Raw genomic sequence first — 17,522 nt, 5'->3', positions numbered from 1 at the left:
CGATGAAACCTGAAACGGAGGCACTCATGGGCTTGCTCATCGACGGACAATGGCACGATCAGTGGTACGACACGCTCACCACCGGTGGGGCATTCAAACGCAGCGCGGCACAGTTTCGAAACTGGATCACGCCGGATGGCAAACCGGGCCCATCGGGCGTTGGCGGATATGCCGCTGAAAGCGGGCGCTACCATCTTTACGTCAGCCTTGCATGTCCATGGGCACATCGCACCTTGATCTTTCGCGCCCTCAAAGATTTGGGTGATCACATTTCAGTTTCAGTCGTCCACCCGGATATGTTGGACAAAGGCTGGACCTTTGAACTGGATGAACACGGCGCGACTGGCGATGACCTGTTCGGATTTTCCCATGCCCATCAGATCTATACCAAAGCGGACCCCACCTTTACTGGCCGCGTGACCGTTCCGATTCTTTGGGACAAACAGCAAGGCACCATCGTTTCAAACGAAAGCTCTGAAATCATCCGAATGTTCAATTCTGCTTTTGATGGTCTCACTGGCAATACGCAGGACTTTTGGCCCACCGAGAGCCGCGATGCCATCGAAGAGGTAAACGACCGCGTCTATAATACCGTGAACAATGGCGTCTACAAAAGCGGGTTCGCCACCACGCAAGCCGCCTATGATGCGGGTGTTATCCCCCTGTTTGACAGCCTCGACTGGCTTGAACAGCGTCTTTCTCAGACCCGATATCTCATGGGTGATCAGATAACCGAGGCCGATTGGCGCCTGTTCACGACCCTGATCCGGTTCGACATGGTGTATCACCAGCACTTCAAATGTAACCGCAAGCGGATTATCGATTACCCAAATCTCTGGGGCTTCACCCGCGAGCTGTATCAATGGCCCGGTGTTTCAGAAACCGTTGGGATGCACCATATTGTGCGCCACTATCACTATAGCCACGACAGCATTAACCCGAATCGAATCATCCCGATCAATCCAGTTCTGGATTTTGACGAGCCACACGGGCGAAGTTAACGGCTCGCCGCGTAATGTTCGACAATCGCCGCCAGATCTTCTGGCGGCGTTTCACTTTGAACATAAGCGCAGGCATTCGGGCTGTGCGCGAAAATCGACCCATCCGAGAAAAATGTCGTGTTCGTCACAAAAATAACCCGTGCATCAGGCCTGCGGTAACTGGCAAAATCTGCAACAGCCAAAGCACTGCCATCCGCCAGAACCAAATCCAAAACAATTATTTCGAAATCAGTCCCATAGAGCGCAAGAATTGCTGCCTCTTGTGTTTGCACAAGCGATACATCCGCCCCCTGCCTTTGCAGGTGACGTTGCCACAACCCTCCCAAATCGGGGTTACTTTCTACGATCAGAACTTTCATCATGGTTAACATAGCACATTCTGTCAGTTAATTTGCAGCGCCATTTATCCCACTACGGTGATCTACCCATTAACTTAACAATTTCTTAAAACCGCCCCAAAGACCTGCGTTCTAATGCCGGAAATCCTTGTGCGTACGGCGAAAATCCGCTTGAAGCCGACAGTGTAGCTGGAGATCATCAACACATGACTGCGCAAAAAGCTGAACCACACGACATTGACCCACGTGCCCGTCGTGATCACGGCGGCGGGTTGGATCGCGCGATGGCAACCTATGGCGGGCAGCGCTCCGATTGGCTTGACCTGTCGACCGGGATCAATCCGCATCCCTATCCGGTTACGGGCCTGACCCCTGCAGATTGGGCAGAACTACCCGATCATGGTGCCTTTTCACGGCTCGTTGATGCCGCACGGTCTTTCTGGTCGGTCCCCGCCGGTGCATCGATCCTGCCCGCACCGGGCGCGTCTGCCCTGATTGCCCGAATACCAGCTCTGACCGCGACAGGAACTGTTGAAATCACCCCGCCGACCTATAACGAGCACGCAGCCGCGTTCACCGCTCAAGGCTGGCAGGTGCAACAGCACGGCCCGGCCAAGGCACGCGTTCTGGTCCACCCCAACAACCCTGATGGACGCATCTGGCAGGAAGATGATGCCAACGCTCCGCTTACAATCATCGACGAAAGCTTTTGCGACATCACACCAACCGAATCCCTGATCCACCTAGCGGATCAACCCAACACGGTGATCTTGAAGAGCTTTGGAAAATTCTGGGGGCTTGCCGGGCTGCGACTTGGGTTTGCCATTGCCCGCCCCGAACTCATTTCACGCCTGAATGACATGACAGGCCCTTGGTCCGTCTCTGGGCCAGCCCTGCGCATTGGCACGCAAGCGTTGACCGATCACGAATGGGCAACGCAAACACGCGCCCGTCTTGCCAAAGATACCGCTCGATTGGATGAGTTGCTCATATCCAGCGGCGCCTCTCTTGCGGGTGGCACCGATCTGTTTCGCCTCTATTCGGTGAACAAAGCCACCGCTTGGCAAGAAAAGCTCGCGCAACATCACATCTGGAGCCGAACCTTTCCCTACTCCGAAACCTATTTGCGGCTTGGCCTGCCACCAGAACATGACTGGGCCCGCCTTGAGAGGGCCCTATGAGCACCCCCATCCTCCTTGCTTTTGCCATGCTCCTTGATGCTGCTTTGGGCGAACCTGACTGGCTTTGGTCTCGTGTGCGCCATCCCGCAGTCCTGATGGGGGATGCGGTCCGAATTCTGGACAAGCGCCTGAACACTGGCACAAACCGGCGCCTCAAAGGGGTCGCAACTGCAATTGTGCTGAGCCTCAGCGCATTGTTCCTGGGTTGGATATTGTCTTTTCTGGGTCCCATCGCCGAAATCTTGATCTGTGCAATCTTGTTGGCTCAGCGGTCGTTGGTCCAGCATGTGCAAGACGTCGCCGACACCCTGCGGCTGTCCCTGCCAGAAGGCCGCGCCATGCTGGCCCGCATTGTAAGCCGTGACACCAGCCACATGGATCAAGGGCAGATCGCCCGTTCAGCCATAGAAAGCGCATCAGAAAACCTGTCTGACGGCGTAATCGCACCGGCTTTTTGGTTCCTGATCGGCGGCCTGCCCGGACTGTTGTTCTACAAAGCGATTAACACCGCAGACAGCATGATCGGCTATCGAAACGAAACATATTTGGAATTCGGGTGGGCTTCTGCCCGATTGGATGACCTCCTCAATTTCATTCCTGCGCGTTTAACCGGGATCATGATTGTTCTTCTGTCCAACACATGGTCCAAATGGATCGAAATCATCGAAGACGCTCAACGACACATATCCCCAAATGCAGGCTGGCCCGAGGCGGCAATGGCGCGGGCACTGGATGTCGCCCTCGCCGGTCCACGCAGCTATCATGGTGAAATTCGCCATTTGGCATGGGTCAATGAAAACGCCCGCCAAGACATTGGTCCCCGCGAAATTGAACGCGCTATTGGGATGCTGTGGCAGGTTTGGGCTTTATCCCTAGGGTTGGTTATGCTCTGGCTCGCCCTCAGCCATTTTATTTAAGTCAATATTTACGGAATTGTAACATGCGCCTTTTGCCTCTTTGTTTTGCCCTTTTGATCTCAACGCCGGCCTTTGCTCAATGCGGCGGGTCGTTTAGCAGCTTTGTCCAATCCCTCAAGACCGAGGCCGTGGCCAACGGCCACAGCAAAGCAGCCACAGATCGGTTTTTCAAAGGGGTTCGCCAAGACCCCAAAGTGCTAAATGCGGACCGTGCACAGGGTGTCTTTCAAAAACCATTTATCGAGTTTTCACGTCGCCTGATTTCACAAAACCGGATCGACCGGGGCCGCTCAATGGCCAAGAAATATGATGCCATATTCGACAAAATCGAAACCCAATATGGGATTTCACGCGGGGTGCTACTGGCATTCTGGGCCTTTGAAACAGACTATGGTTCCTTTCAAGGGGATTTTAATACCCGAAACGCACTGGTCACTTTGGCCCATGACTGCCGCCGCCCGAATTTGTTCCGCCCTCAAATTTTTGCGGCTCTGACGCTGTACGAACAGGGCAACTTTGACCCGGACCGCACAATCGGGGCATGGGCCGGCGAAATTGGCATGGTTCAGATGCTGCCAAAAGATATTCTGGAGAACGGGACAGACGGCGACGGGGACGGCAAGGTCACTCTTAAATCCTCTGCGCCTGATGCGCTCCTGTCCGGCGGCCGTATGCTGTCACATTTGGGGTGGCAGGCAGGGCAACCTTGGCTGCAAGAGGTGACTTTACCGCAAACCTTTGACTGGTCTGCTACGGGTATTGCCACCAAACGCAGCGTGTCTGAGTGGGCCGCGCTAGGTGTCAAACCACGACAGGGCAACCTTGCAGACGCGCGCTTGCCAGCATCGGTGATCGTACCACAAGGGCACAAAGGCCCTGCCTTTATCGCCTACCCCAACTTTGACGTCTATTTTGAATGGAACCAGAGCTTTGTTTATGTCCTGACAGCCGCGTACTTTGCCAATCGACTGGAAGGTGCGAAAATCTACAACGCCGGAAAACCAGATGCCGGCCTCAGCGGCGCGCAGATGAAACAACTGCAACGCAAGTTGCAGGCCCGGGGCCACGACGTGGGGAAAATCGACGGCATTCTAGGCGCGGGCACCCGTGCGGCGGTACAGGCAGAACAAGCCCGTTTGGGCCTGCCCGCAGATGCCTGGCCAACAGCCACATTGCTGAACAAACTCTAAGGGTCAGTCGGGGCGAACCGGATAGCGTTCGCCCTTTTCATTAATCAGAACCAAACGAGAGCCACTGTGCACAAATAAATCACAGCGTGTCAGACCATTTTGAAACGCCGTGCAAATACTTCCATCTTCAGCGATGTGATAGGTGCCGAACGCCGTCCCGCCCCCGTTCACAGGCGAATAGGTATAAGAATAGGACCCTCCCGCAGAATACTTAGATTGGCCGTCATCATAAAAGACCAACGTTCGGCCAGCCATATCTCTCAGTTCGGGTGCGCTTAGCAGTGTATCTCCCGCACGCAAGGTCCACTCTGCGCTCACCCCGGCTGTTGCGCTGAACAGCCAAACAAAAAATGCTAATCTCATTCCATGACCATGCCCCGGATAAGGCGCAAATAGGAATCACGTTGAGGTGACTGGCCCGCGAAATAGGTTAAGGACGCAACCCAAACTGAATGCGAATTGGGAACGTTCCTTTTCGCTCACGTGCGAACACCAACACCTGGTCATGTTCAATCGTCAGATCGCATCTATCAAACTGCTTTCGCAAACTCACACACAGCTCGCCGCGCCAACGCAATTGCATCATGCCAAATGTCAGGCCAACGCCAAATCGCTCGCGTAGTTCCGACGAAGAGACGCCACTCTTTTTGTCTTTGGAATCGGTTGGCTGAGGTTGAAGCGTGAATGTACGGTGCGGCTCTGAAACCAGATCATACCCGCCAGTCCCAACTCGCCAAAGCTTCATCTCGTCTGCCCCCGCCGAAATCGGCAAAACCAGCAAGAGAAATGAAAACAACACAGCAATCATTTCACAAGCTTAGCTGGATTTCAGCTGTCAGGCTATACTCTTGTCTCAAGCCACCATTGCCGCAGCTTTCTTGAGATCAACTGAAACCAGCTGACTCACCCCCTGTTCCTGCATAGTCACGCCGAATAAGCGATCCATACGTGCCATGGACACCGCGTGGTGCGTGATGATCAGGAAACGTGTGTCTGTTTGACGGCACATTTCATCTAACAAGTCACAAAAGCGGGTCACATTCGCATCATCCAATGGCGCGTCGACTTCGTCCAACACACAAATTGGCGCCGGGTTGGCCAAGAACACCGCAAAAATCAACGCCATCGCCGTAAGCGTCTGCTCCCCCCCGGACAACAGGCTCAGAGTTGACAGTTTTTTGCCGGGTGGCTGGCACATGATCTCAAGCCCAGCATCCAAAGGATCCTCACTCTCGATCATGACCAGGTTGGCCTCGCCACCCCCAAAAAGATGCTTGAACAACATGGCAAAGTTCGAATTGACCTGTTCAAACGCCGTCAAAAGCCGCTCGCGACCCTCGCGGTTCAGGCTGGCGATCCCATTGCGCAAGGTTTTGACCGCCTCTTCGAGATCCGCCTTTTCGGCCTCTAATTGGTCGTGCTCTTCGCGCACTTCGCGCGCGTCCTCTTCGGCCCGCAGGTTCACCGCGCCCATTGAATCCCTCTGACGCTTGTGCCGGTTGATTTCGGACTCCAATGCCTCGACCGACGGGATCTGATCTGGAGCGACCGCAAGCTGTTGCAGCAATTGCTCTGGTGACAGGTCTTGTTCTTCAGCGATCCGCTCTGATGCTCCAAGCACCATATCACGGGCGGCCTCTGCCCGTGCAGCTGCTGCTGCGCGAGCTTCGCGGGCCTCAGATGCCAACCGCTCGGCCTCGCGTTCTGTCAGCATGGTTTCACGATGCACGGCTTCGGCTGCGACCAGAGCATCTGTCGCGTCGGCCTTACGTTGCTCTGCCCCCGCGGCCTGTTCGTTCAGCTCTTCGCGTTGTTCTGAAATTTCCCCGGGCACCTGCATCGCCTCACCCAGTTCTTCTTCGGTGCTGTCTTTGCGTTCTACCAATTCAGCCGTACGCTTTTCAGCAGTTTCCAAGCGATGTCGCCAGCCACTGATATCTTTGGTCACCTCTTGCGTGCGCTTGGTACGCGCTGATCCTTCGCGACGCACTTCGTCGTGGGTCGAGCGATGGGTCAGCATTGTAATCCGCGCGGCCTCGACCGCGTGTTTGACATCTTCAACCTCTGCCCGTGCCGCATCTAATGCGCCCAGCCCAGCCAAAGCGGTTTCAGCCTCTCGCAGTTGAAGCTGTGCGGTCAAAGCATCTTCATGATGACGTTGAACTGCAAGGCTTAGAGTTTCAGCCCGCCCTTGCGATAGGTTTTTCTCTGCCTCAGCTCGACTCAGCAATCGCGCGGCCTCGGCCACCCGCTGATCTGCAGCCCGTCGCCCATCGCGGGCGCGTTTGTCCGCCTCGGTCACATCCGCCAGACGCATCGTCAACGTCTCATGCGCGGCGCGGGTCCCTTCGGCCCGAGCAGACACATGCGCCAATTCCTGTTTGAGCGTCTCAAGCCTGTTCAATTGCTCCAAACGCAACGCCGCGGCACTTGGCGCGTCTTCCGCCCAAGCGCGAAATCCATCCCACCGCCACAAATCCCCTTCAAGCGAAACCAACCGCTGTCCCGGCAACAGATGAGGCACCAAAACAGCGGCCTCATCCGCCTGTACGAGTCCGATTTGCGCAATCCGACGTCTCAATTGATCTGGGCCAGACACATGATGGCTCAGGGGACGGGAACCTTCTGGCAAAGGTTGGTCTGCATCATAGGCCGACACATCCCCCCATCCCGACGGGCCATCTGCCTCAACAAGCGGCGCGCGCAAATCATCCGCCAAAGCTGCGCCTAGAGCCTTTTCATAACCCGCGTCGACCCGCATGAGGTCCAGCACCTGACCGCCTTCAGCCGTGTCCCTTTCCACCAATTTGGCGAGCGCCGTGGTCTCAGCCCGTATCGCCCCGGCTTCTCCTTCAGCTTCGGATCTTTGCGCCCGGGCTTCGGTTTCCAGGGCCTGCGTTTCGGTCCGCAACTCATCTGCATTTGCCAACGCTTCTTCGGCCGCTTCCGCCGCCTCTATCGCCTCTTCTTCATGCTCTTGCGCAGCATCGAAAGCCACGCTTGCCTGCGCCGCGGCTTCAACTGCTGTCGCCACTGCCTCACGCGCTTTTGCTTCTTCACTTTCGGATCGAGCAAGGGTCTTTCGATGATCACCCACCAACCGTTGCGCGGACTGGTGTCGGGCCGCCAATCGCGCCACATCTTCAGTCACCTGTGACAGGTGACCTTCGCGTTCCTGCAGCACTTCGGCCGCCTCGCGGGCAGCCTCAGCCGCTTCGTCCAGACGCGCATCCTGCCCTTCGCTCGCCTTAAGCAATTCCCGGGCTTCCCATTCCAAACGCTCAATCGTTTCGCCGGCGTCGCGATTCAATCCCGCCTCTCGGTCGATGTCACGCCCCAACTGCGCAATACGGGCAGACAGTGTTTCAATCGTCTGGCGCGCCCGCGTTTCCTGGTCCCCCAAAGCATCGCGTTGCACTTGCAATCGCTGCAATACAGCGGCCGCAATGGCTTCTTCCTCGCGCAACGGCGGCAGCGCCTCTTCGGCCTTTGCCCGATCCGCGGCTGCCTGACGGCTCAATACTTCGGCTTGCATGGCTTGGCTGGTGCAGGTTTTCAAAGCAACTTCTGACGCCAATCTTACACCGTCAGCTTCTTTCCAACGACGATACAACAGCATCCCTTCGGCCTGCCGCAATTGCGTTCCGATCTCGCGATACCGCGCGGCTTGACGGGCCTGACGGGCCAATTGCCCCAATTGGGCAGCCAATTGTTCCAAAACATCGTCAACCCGTGTCAGGTTTGTCTCGGTCCCTTTCAACTTCAACTCAGCTTCGTGACGTCGCTGATACAGGCCCGAGATCCCTGCAGCTTCTTCCAAAATGCGACGGCGCGCCTTAGGTTTGGCATTAATCAGTTCAGAGATTTGCCCCTGACGCACCAACGCCGGAGAATGTGCACCTGTCGATGCATCAGCAAACAACATCTGAATATCACGTGCCCGAACGTCCTTGGAATTTGCCTTATAGGCACTGCCCACATCTCGCGTGATCCGGCGGACGATTTCCAAATTGTCACTATCGTTGAACCCCGACGGCGCCAGACGTTCCGAGTTGTCCATCAACAACGTGACTTCTGCAAAGTTGCGCGCAGGACGCGTCGCTGCCCCTGCAAAAATCACATCTTCCATGCCCCCGCCCCGCATCGCCTTGGGGCGGTTTTCTCCCATTACCCAGCGCAGCGCCTCAAGCAAATTGGACTTTCCACACCCGTTTGGACCGACAACACCCGTCAGCCCATCCGCAATGATCAAGTCAGTGGGGTCAACAAAGCTTTTGAAGCCGGTCAGTCTGAGTTTGGAGAAACGCACGTGTGAGCCTCTGTGATTCCTGAGACTCGCAAGCCTGCGCGGTGCGTTACCTGTCTGTCAACGGTGAAGACGCTTCATCTGGGGCTTTTCACTCAATATCCCACAAGATGTGGCAAAATCAGGGTCACATCGGGTCGCAGTCAATATCAGATCCATCTGACCATGCCTGTTTCTTTAGTTTGATGTCCCCGCCGATGCAATCAAACCGCAACGTGGCCGCAGGCAATGCCCAATCCCGTGATCTGGCATCGCATGACAAAACACCGGTGGTAACTGATTGATCCCCCAATACACCGACGACATCGCACCCAGAAACCTGGGCCATAGCAAACCGCGCTTTGCCCTCAATCGGTCCCAGCCGGGGCGCATATTCGCTATTGATCCGGACCGCTTCGGCCAAATCCCCGCGCACCCGAACATCAAAGAGGCTCCCGTTCACCGCAACACGTGTGACCGGGACCCCCTGAAAATGTGGGCTAGCAACGGAACACGCCGCCAACCCCAATACTGGTAACACTCTCAACATTCACCCAGCCTGACAGCAGAATCTTAACAAAGGTTTTCAGAGTTCCGCTTGACACATTCTGTATTTGGAATTTATATATATTCCATATTTTGAATACTAAAAGAGGTACTCTCAATGTCTGTGCACCGACCAGCCGATACCTACTCCCCCCTCTACTTTCTGGCCTCTCTCGGGGCTGGGGGTCTGACCGTCACTTTTTTCATGTATCTGATGTTCTGGGTCCCTCACACAGGACGACCCGTCCCCCTGCTGAGCGACATTCTGACCATTTTTGAAACCGGGCCTGTAACGCTTAAAATCGCAGCCCTCATCGCCATGCTTGGAATCGCAAGCTTTGCCATTCTCAACGTTGCTCTGCTGGTTTGGAACCTTCGCGCCTACAGCGCGTTTCGCCAGACCGAGGCGTATAACACCTTGATGCAATCCAACGGTCAAAGCGCCACGCTTGCGATGCCGCTTGCGATGGCCATGACCGTCAACGCGATGTTTATAGTTGGCCTCGTCTTTGTTCCCGGACTCTGGAGCGTTGTGGAATATCTGTTCCCCCTCGCTGTGCTTGCCTTTCTCGGTATTGGCACTCTTGCCTTGATCCAAACCGGTAATTTTCTTGGCCGCGCCCTGACCCACCCCGAGGCCTTCTCGATCGAAGGGCACAACTCCTTTGCTCAGATGATGCCCGCGTTTGCTCTGTCGATGGTGGCCGTGGGGTTGGCCGCCCCCGCCGCCATGAGCCACACCCCAGCCATCATTGGCCTGTCCCTCGTTGCGTCGACCTTTTTTGCCATCGCCGCGGTCATCTATGCGCTGTTTGCGGCGATCACCGGCCTGAACGCAATGCTGACCCACGGCACTGCGCGTGAGGCAGGTCCGACCCTGATGGTAATTATCCCAATCATGACGGTTCTGGGCATTTTGTCTCTGCGCCAAACTCATGGCTTGGACGGTCTTGGCGATGGGCACACCGCCGCCTCTGACACGTTTCTGTTCCTGACCCGCTTGCTATCAATCCAATTGGTGTTCCTGGGTCTTGGACTGGTCGTACTGCGTCGTCAGAATTACTTTGCCGATTTCGTTTTCGACTCAAAAACATCACCCGGTTCTTATGCATTGGTCTGCCCCGGTGTAGCCCTTTCAGTGCTCATCCAGTTCTGGGTGAACAAGGGTTTGGTTGGTGCCGGCCTGCTGGACAAGTTCTCGCCAACCTATTGGGCAATCACACTGATTGCGCTCGCCCTGCAGGCGGCCATGGTTACACTTGTCTTACGCCTGAACCGCCAGCACTTTGGCCGCCCCAAAGGCCATGCCGCTGTGCCAGCGGAATAGCGAAACTTGGGATAGGCCACTTAGGCCTGTCCCACCTTTGCTGCTGTGATTAGCCGTCCGAGCCGTGCCATCCCCTCAGCAATCATCGTCTCATCCGCACAGGAAAAACTAAGGCGGATCGAATTGCCGCCAGATCCATCCGCAAAAAAAGCCCGGCCCGGAACAAAGGCCACTTTCTCGGTCTGAAGCGACCGGGCAAGCAGATCAGCCCCATCCAGTTCGGCTGGCAATGTCACCCAAACGAACATGCCGCCCTCGGGCTTGGTCCACTGCACCCCCTTAGGCATAAAACGGTCCAACGCCTGCAACATCGCATCACGCCGCCGCCGATACACATCCCGCACCCCGGCGACATGGGCATCAAATCCCCCTTCGGCGACGCGGTGTATGGCCATCTGATTGATCGTGGCGGAATGCAAATCGGCGGCTTGCTTCATCAACACCAACTGTTTGATAACCGGCGTCGCAGCAACCACCCAGCCCACGCGCAGCCCCGGTGACAATGTCTTGGAAAAGCTGCCGCAATAGATCGTCCGGCACGCCTCGATTGATCCCTTCTGCGCCTGTTCCAAAGCCAGAATCGGCGGGACAGGCGCTCCGTCATAGCGCAATGATTGATAAGCCGCATCTTCAATCACGGCGCAATCCAATGCGTCCGCGAGCTGTAATACCCCCTCACGGCCCTGCCGATCTACTGTTTCCCCTGTTGGGTTGGCAAAGTCCGCTGACAGATATGCAAACTTCACCTGACCTCCAGTAGCCGCGGCCTTGCTCTGGTAATCCTCAGCGGCGCGATTGCCGTTTATGCTCAACTGGTCAAATGCCGGTTCATACGCGTTGAACGCAGCCAAGGCACCCAAATATGTAGGCCACCCAACAAGCGCTGTATCCCCGGGGGACAGAAACAGTTTGCCCAAGTAGTCCAACGCCTGCTGCGAGCCAGAGGTGATCATGATGTTATCAACCGAACAGGTCACCCCATTGCGGGCCATTTCCGAAACGATCCACTCCCGCAGCGGAAGATATCCTTCACTGACGGAATATTGCAGAGCTTGGGCGTTCCCCTCTAACGCATCCGTAAACGCCTGCCCAAAAGCTTGCGTCGGGAACAAAGCGGGATCTGGGATGCCTCCTGCAAATGACAAAATACCGGGTTGATCCAACAACTTGAGCAACTCCCGGATTTCCGACGCTTTCTGGCGTGAAACCCGGGTGGCAAAATTCTCTTCAAAACGCATGTCAGTCCTCCTGGCTTTCTAAACATGTCTCAATTCAACCTCTCTCCGCAATTAAGTCAATAATATTGACCTTTTATTGCAACAATGTGATCAGGTCATAATCTCTGACCTTTCAGCCTCTTGCGGTACCCCCCAAACTCGTGGTCATATGTTCTTACCAATATGTGCGAGCTCCACATGCCTTTCCAAAAAGTCCACCCCGAGAAGCTTTCGACCTCGGTCGTCCGTCAAATTGAGCAACTAATTCTACGGGGCATCCTGCGCCCCGGCGAACGGTTGCCCGCCGAGCGGGAACTGTCCGAACGGCTTGGCGTGTCCCGCCCAAGCCTGCGCGACGCCGTATCCGAATTGCAGGAACAAGGGTTGCTCACCGCAAAAGCAGGATCAGGGATCTTTGTGGCCGAGGTTTTGGGGTCTGCCTTTTCCCCTGCTCTGACGCGTTTGTTTCGCACCCATGATGAGGCAGTGTTTGATTACCTGTCATTTCGGCGCGACATGGAAGGATTGGCGGCAGAACGCGCGGCGCGCCTTGGGTCAGCCAGTGACCTCAAGGTGATCCAAGCCATCTTTGACAAGATGGTCGCTGCCCCCGCCAACAGCGATGAAGAGGCGCGACTGGATGCGCAATTTCACATGGCGATCATTGAGGCCGGTCATAACGTCGTCATGCTGCACATGATGCGATCCATGTTCGATTTGCTAAGCCAAGGCGTGTTCTACAATCGCAAGATCATGTTCGATCAGCGCACAACGCGCGCGGCTATTTTGGACCAACACAGAGCTATCAACGACGCCCTGCAGGCCCGCGACCCGGAGGCAGCGCGAAATTCCGTACAAAATCACCTGAGTTTCGTACAAAGCTGCCTCGCGGACCAGCAAGCAGCAGAACGCAACGAGGCCATTGCCCGTCTACGGCTAGAACATGAAACCGGGCAGTCCTAGGTCACCCGCTTGCTCAGCATCTCACGGTGCAGCAGATATAACGCTGATCCAACAATCACTACGGCTCCGGAGATCGTAAATAGGTCAGGAACTTCGTCAAAGATCACGAAGCCTAAAAGACTGGCGTAGATGAGCTGCATGTATTGGATGTTCCCGATCACGCTCGCCTCGGCCAGGCGGAGCGCCTTTACTCCGAACCACTGCCCGCCTGTAGCTATGACACCCATGGCAAGCAAAAATGAAAATCCGATCAAATCTGGTGTCTTCCAAAACCACGGCAACGGTATCGCAGCGAGAACCCCAACAAAAATCGATTGATAGGCCGGCAAAGTAGCCGTCGATTCCGTCTGCGAAAGCTTACGAACCGAAATCACCGCCACCGCAGCCCCCATCGCACCAGCAATCGGAATGAACGCATTCCAATCCGCGACTCCACCTGTTCCGGGTCGCATAATGATAACCACGCCTAAGAAGCCCGCGCAAATCGCCACCAACCTTTGTGCTCCGACGCGCTCTCTCAGGATCTGTGCTGACAACAACGCGACAAAGAACACTTGCACAAATCCCAGCGTTATCGCTGTCGTCAGCGGCAATACAGCCACCGCCCAAATCCCCGACGATAGGGCGACAAACGCCCCAACCAAACGGATAGCGTGCCAACCGGGATGATGGGTTTTTAGGCTTTCTGGAAAACTGGCAGTGATCGCTGGCAGGGCCGACATGAACACCACGATCTGGCGAAAGAACAGGATCTGCAGGACATGGTATTCCGTGACTGCGATCTTGGCCATCGCCCCAGTGACCGCGAACAACCCGGTCGCAAGTAACGCCCACAAAATCCCCCGCACGTTGTTGGACGGCGCGTTGCATGCGCCAAAACCTGAAACACCTTTGGTCATGAAGGACCCCACTTGTGGTTGGTAAATGAAACTGGTACCATGGTACCAATATGTAAGTAAAGGAGTCTCAATGCCCCCCGAACCTAAAAAGATCGAACGCGTGCAAACTGGTGTGCGCATCGAAAAGCGCGTCCTAAAAGTTCTTAAGGCGGTTGCCGAAAAGCATGACATCGGCCTCGGTGACTTGATCGAAGGCATCGTCCTACACAGTTTCGAAGGACGCCCCCCGTTTGGCGAAGACACACTTGCCTTCATTCAACAGATGCGTTTGGCCTACGGACTCGACCTGACTGCTGAAGACAGCCACACCCTTGCTGAAGAGGGCTAACCCATGTTGCTGGAATGGGATTTCTGGGTTTTTGTTGCTGCACTCAGTGTTGCCGCCTTTACCCCTGGCCCCGGATTGGCCGCCATCGTTGCCACTACGCTTGCAACCGGCGCCCGCAAGACGCTTTGGTTCTGTGCCGGAGTAATCGTTGGCGATCTGGTCTGGCTCTTGCTCTCTATCAGTGGCCTTGCCGTAATCGCTCAGAAAATCCCACTGATTTTCCAGTGCATCAAATGGGCCGGGGTTGCTTACCTGATCTATCTCGCATGGAAAATCTGGTCCTCGCCTGTAGCGATGGGAACCGGCGCCGCCATGACACGTGAAAAAAGCAACCTTGCCCGCGTGCTCGCAGGGTTCTCTGTGACAATGGGCAATCCGAAGGCGATGCTGTTTTATTTGGCGTTGCTCCCAAATCTGATCAGCCCAGAGCACATGTCGGGTCCTTTGATCCTATCGCTCTGCCTTGCGGTGGTCTGTGTTTTAGGAGGGGTCTTTGCTTTTTATATGCTGGCCGCGCAACAGGCCCGGAACAAGATGAAGAACTCAAAAACCGTACGCCGCTTTAATCGCCTGACCGCTACCGCGCTTGGGGGAGCTGCAATCTGGATCGCCGGTAAATAGTACCGAAACCAAAAAACCCGGCCACAAGGGCCGGGTTTTCTGAATTACAGGGAACACAAAGCTTAGTGCAGCTTGGTGTTCACTTCGTCGATAGCCGCATCAATCAGCTTGTTCGCTTCTGTTGCGGTCATCTGCTTGGCGATCACTTCATTGGCAGCCGCGATAGCAATGGTAATTGCTTGATCCCGGACTTCCTTCACTGCCGAAGCTTCTGCCGAAGCGATCTGGTCCTGAGCTGCGGCCAGACGGCGCGCAATTGAGGCTTCCAGTTCAACTTTTGCCTGCTCGGCCGCCAGTTTGGCGTCCTCGCCTGCAGCAGCAACAATCGCGTCTGCTTGAGTCTGCACTTCTTGCTGCTTGCGCTCATAAGAGGCCAACAGGGTCTGTGCTTCTTCACGCAGGGTGCGGGCTTCGTCCAACTCCGACTGAATTCCGGTTGCCCGGTTATCCAGAGCGCCACCAATCATGCCGGGCACTTTGAAGTAGAACAGAACGCCGATGAAGACGAAGAATGAAATCAGGACAACAAAGTCAGTGTTGCCCAGCGAAACGAATGGACCGCTTGCTGCAAGCGCGGGGCTTGCAAAACCAGCAGCCAGGATAAGGGCGAGAGTATTGCGCATGTCTCTTATCCTTTCACTCGGGCTTGAACCGCTTTTGCGACCCCTGCCTCATCTGCAGCACCACCCAACGCGGTGACGATTTCACCGGCTGTGTCAGTTGCGACAACTTTGATGCTGTCCAACGCACCGGCACGGATATCAGCAATTGCCTTTTCCGATTCAGCAGTTTTCGCAGCAATCTCAGCGTCCGCTTTGGCGATGGCTTCGTCCAGACCAACCTGGATTTCGGCACGTGCCTCGGCTGCGATACGCTGTGCTTCCGCACGGGCATCGGCAAGCGCTTTGTTGTACAGTTCTTCCGCTTCAACCGCTTTGGCCTTCAGGTCCTCAGCAGCAGCGATGTCGTTCGTGATAGTCCCCTGACGCTCGGCCAGAATGGCCCCGATACGGGGCAAAGCGACGCGCGACAGGATCAAAAAGATCACGACAAGCGTGACCACGAGCCAGAAGATCTGGTTGCCCATCCACTCTCCGCAGAGTTGGGGCATACCGACCGCGCTGCCACCTGCATCAATGCAAGAGCTCACGAAGTCATTGGTCTCAGTTGCCATGTCGGTCTCCTTGGAAACTTTGCTTACATCAGGCAGCGCATGAAGTCATGCCCTGCCTGACCGTAAGGATGTTGGTTCCCGAAGGTCTTAGACAGCGAACATCAGCAGCAGAGCGACCAGGAACGAGAAGATGCCCAGTGCTTCTGCAAACGCGATACCAATGAACAGGGTCGCTGTTTGGCTGGCGGCTGCCGATGGGTTGCGCAGAGCGCCGGCCAAGAAGTTACCAGCTACGTTACCAACACCGATAGCGGCTGCGCCGGAACCGATTGCTGCCAGGCCTGCGCCGATGTGTGCGAGATCGCCTTCCATGAGATTTCTCCTTACGATGGGAAGTTGAATAAGAAATAGTTAGAGTTCAAAACCTTAGTGCGACGGATGCAGAGCGTCCTTGAGATACACACAGGTCAGAATGGTGAACACGTAAGCCTGGATAAAGGCTACGAGAATTTCGAGACCGTACATTGCAGTGATGGCTGCGATAGATACGGGTGCGATGGCGCCAATTGCGGCGAAGCCAGCGAAAACTTTAATCACGGCGTGCCCGGCCATAACGTTACCCGCCAAACGAATGGAGTGGCTAACGGGGCGCACGAAGTACGAGATCAGTTCGATGATCGCCAGAATTGGACGCAGAGCCAAAGGCGCGCTGCCAACCCAGAACAAGCCCAGGAATGCGGCGCCGTTTTTGACAAAGCCCAGCACGGTCACGGTCAAGAAGACGGCCAGTGCGAGAACTGCTGTCACAGCAAAATGCGATGTAGTGGTGAACGACATGGGCAGCAAACCCAGAAAGTTGGCTGATACGATGAACATGAAAAGCGTCATGACATAAGGGAAATACTTCACCCCTTCTTTGCCACAGATGTCTTCCAGCATCTTGTAGATGAAGCCGTACGCCAATTCCGCGATCGACTGTGTCCGTGTAGGAACAACCGCACGCTTGGACGTGCCCAGAACCAGCAGCGCAATAATGGCTACGATGGAAAGAGCCAACCACAAGGTCACGTTGGTCGGGGTGTACCAGGCAATTGCACCGTCACCAAACAATGGCTTAACGATGAACTGATCCATCGGGTGGAATACCAGGCTGCTTCCCTCGGCGGCTGATGCGTCGCTTGCCACGTTCTAGTCCCTCTCGTCTCTCTCGGCCTCTTCGGCCAATTTCTTCTCTTGGATCTCTTGCGCGCTGCGGAGCATTGTCTTCACCCCGGCTGCAAGCCCCAGCATTACAAACAGCACCATGAAGATGGGCAGCGTTCCTAACCAAAGGTCCAGCCCGTATCCGATGCCAAAGCCGATCCCAAGACCGGCGACTAATTCAATTACCATTCTCCAGGCCAGATTGGCTTGGGAATAGTGTTCGTCAGCGCGAGGCGTCGGCTCTTGCAACTTTTTGGCCGCTGAGATCCGCGCCTCAAGCTGCGTCATGCGCTGCTTTTGGTGGTCATCAGTCAACGGACATTCCTCATGCTGTCTTGGGGATGGTGCTAAGGGTCTGGGCCCTCAGAGTCAACGACCGTAATGGCGCAACT

General features: G+C 55.6%; 20 protein-coding genes. 8 read left to right on the top strand and 12 right to left on the bottom strand.

Annotated elements, in window-relative coordinates:
- The first annotated feature begins 26 nt into the window (after nucleotides 1-26).
- Nucleotides 27-1,001, top strand: a complete 975-nt coding sequence (locus tag ABWV33_RS20715; RefSeq protein WP_113825667.1) for a glutathione S-transferase family protein — start codon at nucleotides 27-29, stop codon at nucleotides 999-1,001.
- Here the strand turns inward: ABWV33_RS20715 and ABWV33_RS20710 are convergent.
- Entirely contained in the window at nucleotides 998-1,360 is a 363-nt protein-coding gene (locus tag ABWV33_RS20710) for a response regulator transcription factor (protein WP_353333563.1), read from the bottom strand. The genes ABWV33_RS20715 and ABWV33_RS20710 overlap by 4 nt on opposite strands.
- Nucleotides 1,361-1,545: 185 nt before the next feature.
- Between ABWV33_RS20710 and cobD the strand changes: the two genes are divergently transcribed.
- The 3 genes from cobD to ABWV33_RS20695 are packed head-to-tail and all read left to right on the top strand — an operon-like array spanning nucleotide 1,546 to nucleotide 4,627.
- Nucleotides 1,546-2,520, top strand: coding sequence for a threonine-phosphate decarboxylase CobD (cobD, locus tag ABWV33_RS20705; protein ID WP_353333502.1), 975 nt, complete (start codon nucleotides 1,546-1,548; stop codon nucleotides 2,518-2,520).
- Entirely contained in the window at nucleotides 2,517-3,437 is a 921-nt protein-coding gene (gene cbiB / locus ABWV33_RS20700) for an adenosylcobinamide-phosphate synthase CbiB (RefSeq protein WP_353333500.1), read from the top strand. The genes cobD and cbiB overlap by 4 nt, the downstream gene beginning before the upstream one ends.
- Nucleotides 3,438-3,460: 23 nt before the next feature.
- Complete coding sequence (locus tag ABWV33_RS20695) at nucleotides 3,461-4,627, top strand: lytic murein transglycosylase (protein ID WP_353333498.1); 1,167 nt, start codon at nucleotides 3,461-3,463, stop codon at nucleotides 4,625-4,627.
- Between the two features lie 3 nt (nucleotides 4,628-4,630).
- Here the strand turns inward: ABWV33_RS20695 and ABWV33_RS20690 are convergent, their stop codons facing one another.
- The 4 genes from ABWV33_RS20690 to ABWV33_RS20675 all read right to left on the bottom strand — a co-directional run bounded on the left by ABWV33_RS20690 (nucleotide 4,631) and on the right by ABWV33_RS20675 (nucleotide 9,462).
- Nucleotides 4,631-4,990 (bottom strand): hypothetical protein, encoded by a 360-nt coding sequence (locus tag ABWV33_RS20690; RefSeq protein WP_353333496.1) that lies wholly within the window; start codon nucleotides 4,988-4,990, stop codon nucleotides 4,631-4,633.
- A 67-nt stretch (nucleotides 4,991-5,057) separates the two neighbouring features.
- Nucleotides 5,058-5,423, bottom strand: a complete 366-nt coding sequence (locus ABWV33_RS20685) for a hypothetical protein (RefSeq protein ID WP_353333494.1) — start codon at nucleotides 5,421-5,423, stop codon at nucleotides 5,058-5,060.
- 57 nt (nucleotides 5,424-5,480) lie between these two features.
- The gene (locus ABWV33_RS20680; RefSeq protein WP_353333492.1) at nucleotides 5,481-8,936 is read right to left on the bottom strand and encodes a chromosome segregation SMC family protein; all 3,456 of its coding nucleotides are present in this window, start codon (nucleotides 8,934-8,936) and stop codon (nucleotides 5,481-5,483) included.
- Nucleotides 8,937-9,060: 124 nt separating this feature from the next.
- Nucleotides 9,061-9,462, bottom strand: a complete 402-nt coding sequence (locus tag ABWV33_RS20675; RefSeq protein WP_353333490.1) for a hypothetical protein — start codon at nucleotides 9,460-9,462, stop codon at nucleotides 9,061-9,063.
- 114 nt (nucleotides 9,463-9,576) lie between these two features.
- Here ABWV33_RS20675 and ABWV33_RS20670 point away from each other — a divergent pair, with 114 nt between their 5' ends.
- A complete protein-coding gene (locus ABWV33_RS20670) occupies nucleotides 9,577-10,785 on the top strand; it encodes a TsoY family (seleno)protein (RefSeq protein ID WP_353333488.1) in 1,209 nt (402 codons plus the stop codon).
- 20 nt (nucleotides 10,786-10,805) lie between these two features.
- Here the strand turns inward: ABWV33_RS20670 and ABWV33_RS20665 are convergent, their stop codons facing one another.
- Complete coding sequence (locus tag ABWV33_RS20665) at nucleotides 10,806-12,023, bottom strand: aminotransferase-like domain-containing protein (RefSeq protein ID WP_353333486.1); 1,218 nt, start codon at nucleotides 12,021-12,023, stop codon at nucleotides 10,806-10,808.
- A gap of 177 nt (nucleotides 12,024-12,200) precedes the next feature.
- On the opposite strand from ABWV33_RS20665, the gene ABWV33_RS20660 reads away from it, so the two are divergent.
- Nucleotides 12,201-12,965: a FadR/GntR family transcriptional regulator gene (locus ABWV33_RS20660; RefSeq protein ID WP_113825658.1), complete on the top strand. Its 765-nt coding sequence runs from the start codon at nucleotides 12,201-12,203 to the stop codon at nucleotides 12,963-12,965.
- On the opposite strand, the gene ABWV33_RS20655 is transcribed toward ABWV33_RS20660, so the two are convergent.
- The gene (locus ABWV33_RS20655) at nucleotides 12,962-13,864 is read right to left on the bottom strand and encodes a DMT family transporter (RefSeq protein WP_353333484.1); all 903 of its coding nucleotides are present in this window, start codon (nucleotides 13,862-13,864) and stop codon (nucleotides 12,962-12,964) included. The genes ABWV33_RS20660 and ABWV33_RS20655 overlap by 4 nt on opposite strands.
- Nucleotides 13,865-13,934: 70 nt before the next feature.
- Between ABWV33_RS20655 and ABWV33_RS20650 the strand changes: the two genes are divergently transcribed.
- Both ABWV33_RS20650 and ABWV33_RS20645 read left to right on the top strand, forming a co-directional pair.
- Nucleotides 13,935-14,192, top strand: coding sequence for a hypothetical protein (locus ABWV33_RS20650; protein ID WP_251134275.1), 258 nt, complete (start codon nucleotides 13,935-13,937; stop codon nucleotides 14,190-14,192).
- Nucleotides 14,193-14,195: 3 nt separating this feature from the next.
- Entirely contained in the window at nucleotides 14,196-14,813 is a 618-nt protein-coding gene (locus ABWV33_RS20645; protein WP_215193612.1) for a LysE family translocator, read from the top strand.
- Between the two features lie 62 nt (nucleotides 14,814-14,875).
- Here the strand turns inward: ABWV33_RS20645 and ABWV33_RS20640 are convergent, their stop codons facing one another.
- The 5 genes from ABWV33_RS20640 to ABWV33_RS20620 all read right to left on the bottom strand — a co-directional run bounded on the left by ABWV33_RS20640 (nucleotide 14,876) and on the right by ABWV33_RS20620 (nucleotide 17,445).
- Entirely contained in the window at nucleotides 14,876-15,436 is a 561-nt protein-coding gene (locus ABWV33_RS20640) for a F0F1 ATP synthase subunit B (protein ID WP_353333481.1), read from the bottom strand.
- A 5-nt stretch (nucleotides 15,437-15,441) separates the two neighbouring features.
- On the bottom strand, nucleotides 15,442-15,987 hold the full coding sequence (locus ABWV33_RS20635) for a F0F1 ATP synthase subunit B' (RefSeq protein WP_113825653.1): 546 nt from the start codon (nucleotides 15,985-15,987) through the stop codon (nucleotides 15,442-15,444).
- 87 nt (nucleotides 15,988-16,074) lie between these two features.
- On the bottom strand, nucleotides 16,075-16,299 hold the full coding sequence (locus ABWV33_RS20630; RefSeq protein WP_089892297.1) for a F0F1 ATP synthase subunit C: 225 nt from the start codon (nucleotides 16,297-16,299) through the stop codon (nucleotides 16,075-16,077).
- Between the two features lie 54 nt (nucleotides 16,300-16,353).
- The gene (locus ABWV33_RS20625) at nucleotides 16,354-17,112 is read right to left on the bottom strand and encodes a F0F1 ATP synthase subunit A (RefSeq protein ID WP_121998113.1); all 759 of its coding nucleotides are present in this window, start codon (nucleotides 17,110-17,112) and stop codon (nucleotides 16,354-16,356) included.
- Nucleotides 17,113-17,115: 3 nt separating this feature from the next.
- Entirely contained in the window at nucleotides 17,116-17,445 is a 330-nt protein-coding gene (locus ABWV33_RS20620; protein WP_113825651.1) for an AtpZ/AtpI family protein, read from the bottom strand.
- Nucleotides 17,446-17,522: the final 77 nt, after the last annotated feature.

Origin of the sequence: Phaeobacter sp. NW0010-22, assembly GCF_040365955.1 — a bacterium.
In the GTDB taxonomy this organism is placed as follows: domain Bacteria; phylum Pseudomonadota; class Alphaproteobacteria; order Rhodobacterales; family Rhodobacteraceae; genus OMPR01.
Note: the sequence above shows the minus strand (reverse complement) of the source record. Positions and strands in the feature narration are given on the sequence as shown.

Bases quoted from the DNA above. Each gene is read 5' to 3' on its own strand.
- ABWV33_RS20715 (WP_113825667.1), top strand. From the start codon at position 27: ATGGGCTTGCTCATCGACGGACAATGGCACGATCAGTGGTACGACACG.
- ABWV33_RS20710 (WP_353333563.1), bottom strand. From the start codon at position 1,360: ATGAAAGTTCTGATCGTAGAAAGTAACCCCGATTTGGGAGGGTTGTGG.
- cobD (WP_353333502.1), top strand. From the start codon at position 1,546: ATGACTGCGCAAAAAGCTGAACCACACGACATTGACCCACGTGCCCGT.
- cbiB (WP_353333500.1), top strand. From the start codon at position 2,517: ATGAGCACCCCCATCCTCCTTGCTTTTGCCATGCTCCTTGATGCTGCT.
- ABWV33_RS20695 (WP_353333498.1), top strand. From the start codon at position 3,461: ATGCGCCTTTTGCCTCTTTGTTTTGCCCTTTTGATCTCAACGCCGGCC.
- ABWV33_RS20690 (WP_353333496.1), bottom strand. From the start codon at position 4,990: ATGAGATTAGCATTTTTTGTTTGGCTGTTCAGCGCAACAGCCGGGGTG.
- ABWV33_RS20675 (WP_353333490.1), bottom strand. From the start codon at position 9,462: ATGTTGAGAGTGTTACCAGTATTGGGGTTGGCGGCGTGTTCCGTTGCT.
- ABWV33_RS20670 (WP_353333488.1), top strand. From the start codon at position 9,577: ATGTCTGTGCACCGACCAGCCGATACCTACTCCCCCCTCTACTTTCTG.
- ABWV33_RS20665 (WP_353333486.1), bottom strand. From the start codon at position 12,023: ATGCGTTTTGAAGAGAATTTTGCCACCCGGGTTTCACGCCAGAAAGCG.
- ABWV33_RS20660 (WP_113825658.1), top strand. From the start codon at position 12,201: ATGCCTTTCCAAAAAGTCCACCCCGAGAAGCTTTCGACCTCGGTCGTC.
- ABWV33_RS20655 (WP_353333484.1), bottom strand. From the start codon at position 13,864: ATGACCAAAGGTGTTTCAGGTTTTGGCGCATGCAACGCGCCGTCCAAC.
- ABWV33_RS20650 (WP_251134275.1), top strand. From the start codon at position 13,935: ATGCCCCCCGAACCTAAAAAGATCGAACGCGTGCAAACTGGTGTGCGC.
- ABWV33_RS20645 (WP_215193612.1), top strand. From the start codon at position 14,196: ATGTTGCTGGAATGGGATTTCTGGGTTTTTGTTGCTGCACTCAGTGTT.
- ABWV33_RS20640 (WP_353333481.1), bottom strand. From the start codon at position 15,436: ATGCGCAATACTCTCGCCCTTATCCTGGCTGCTGGTTTTGCAAGCCCC.
- ABWV33_RS20635 (WP_113825653.1), bottom strand. From the start codon at position 15,987: ATGGCAACTGAGACCAATGACTTCGTGAGCTCTTGCATTGATGCAGGT.
- ABWV33_RS20630 (WP_089892297.1), bottom strand. From the start codon at position 16,299: ATGGAAGGCGATCTCGCACACATCGGCGCAGGCCTGGCAGCAATCGGT.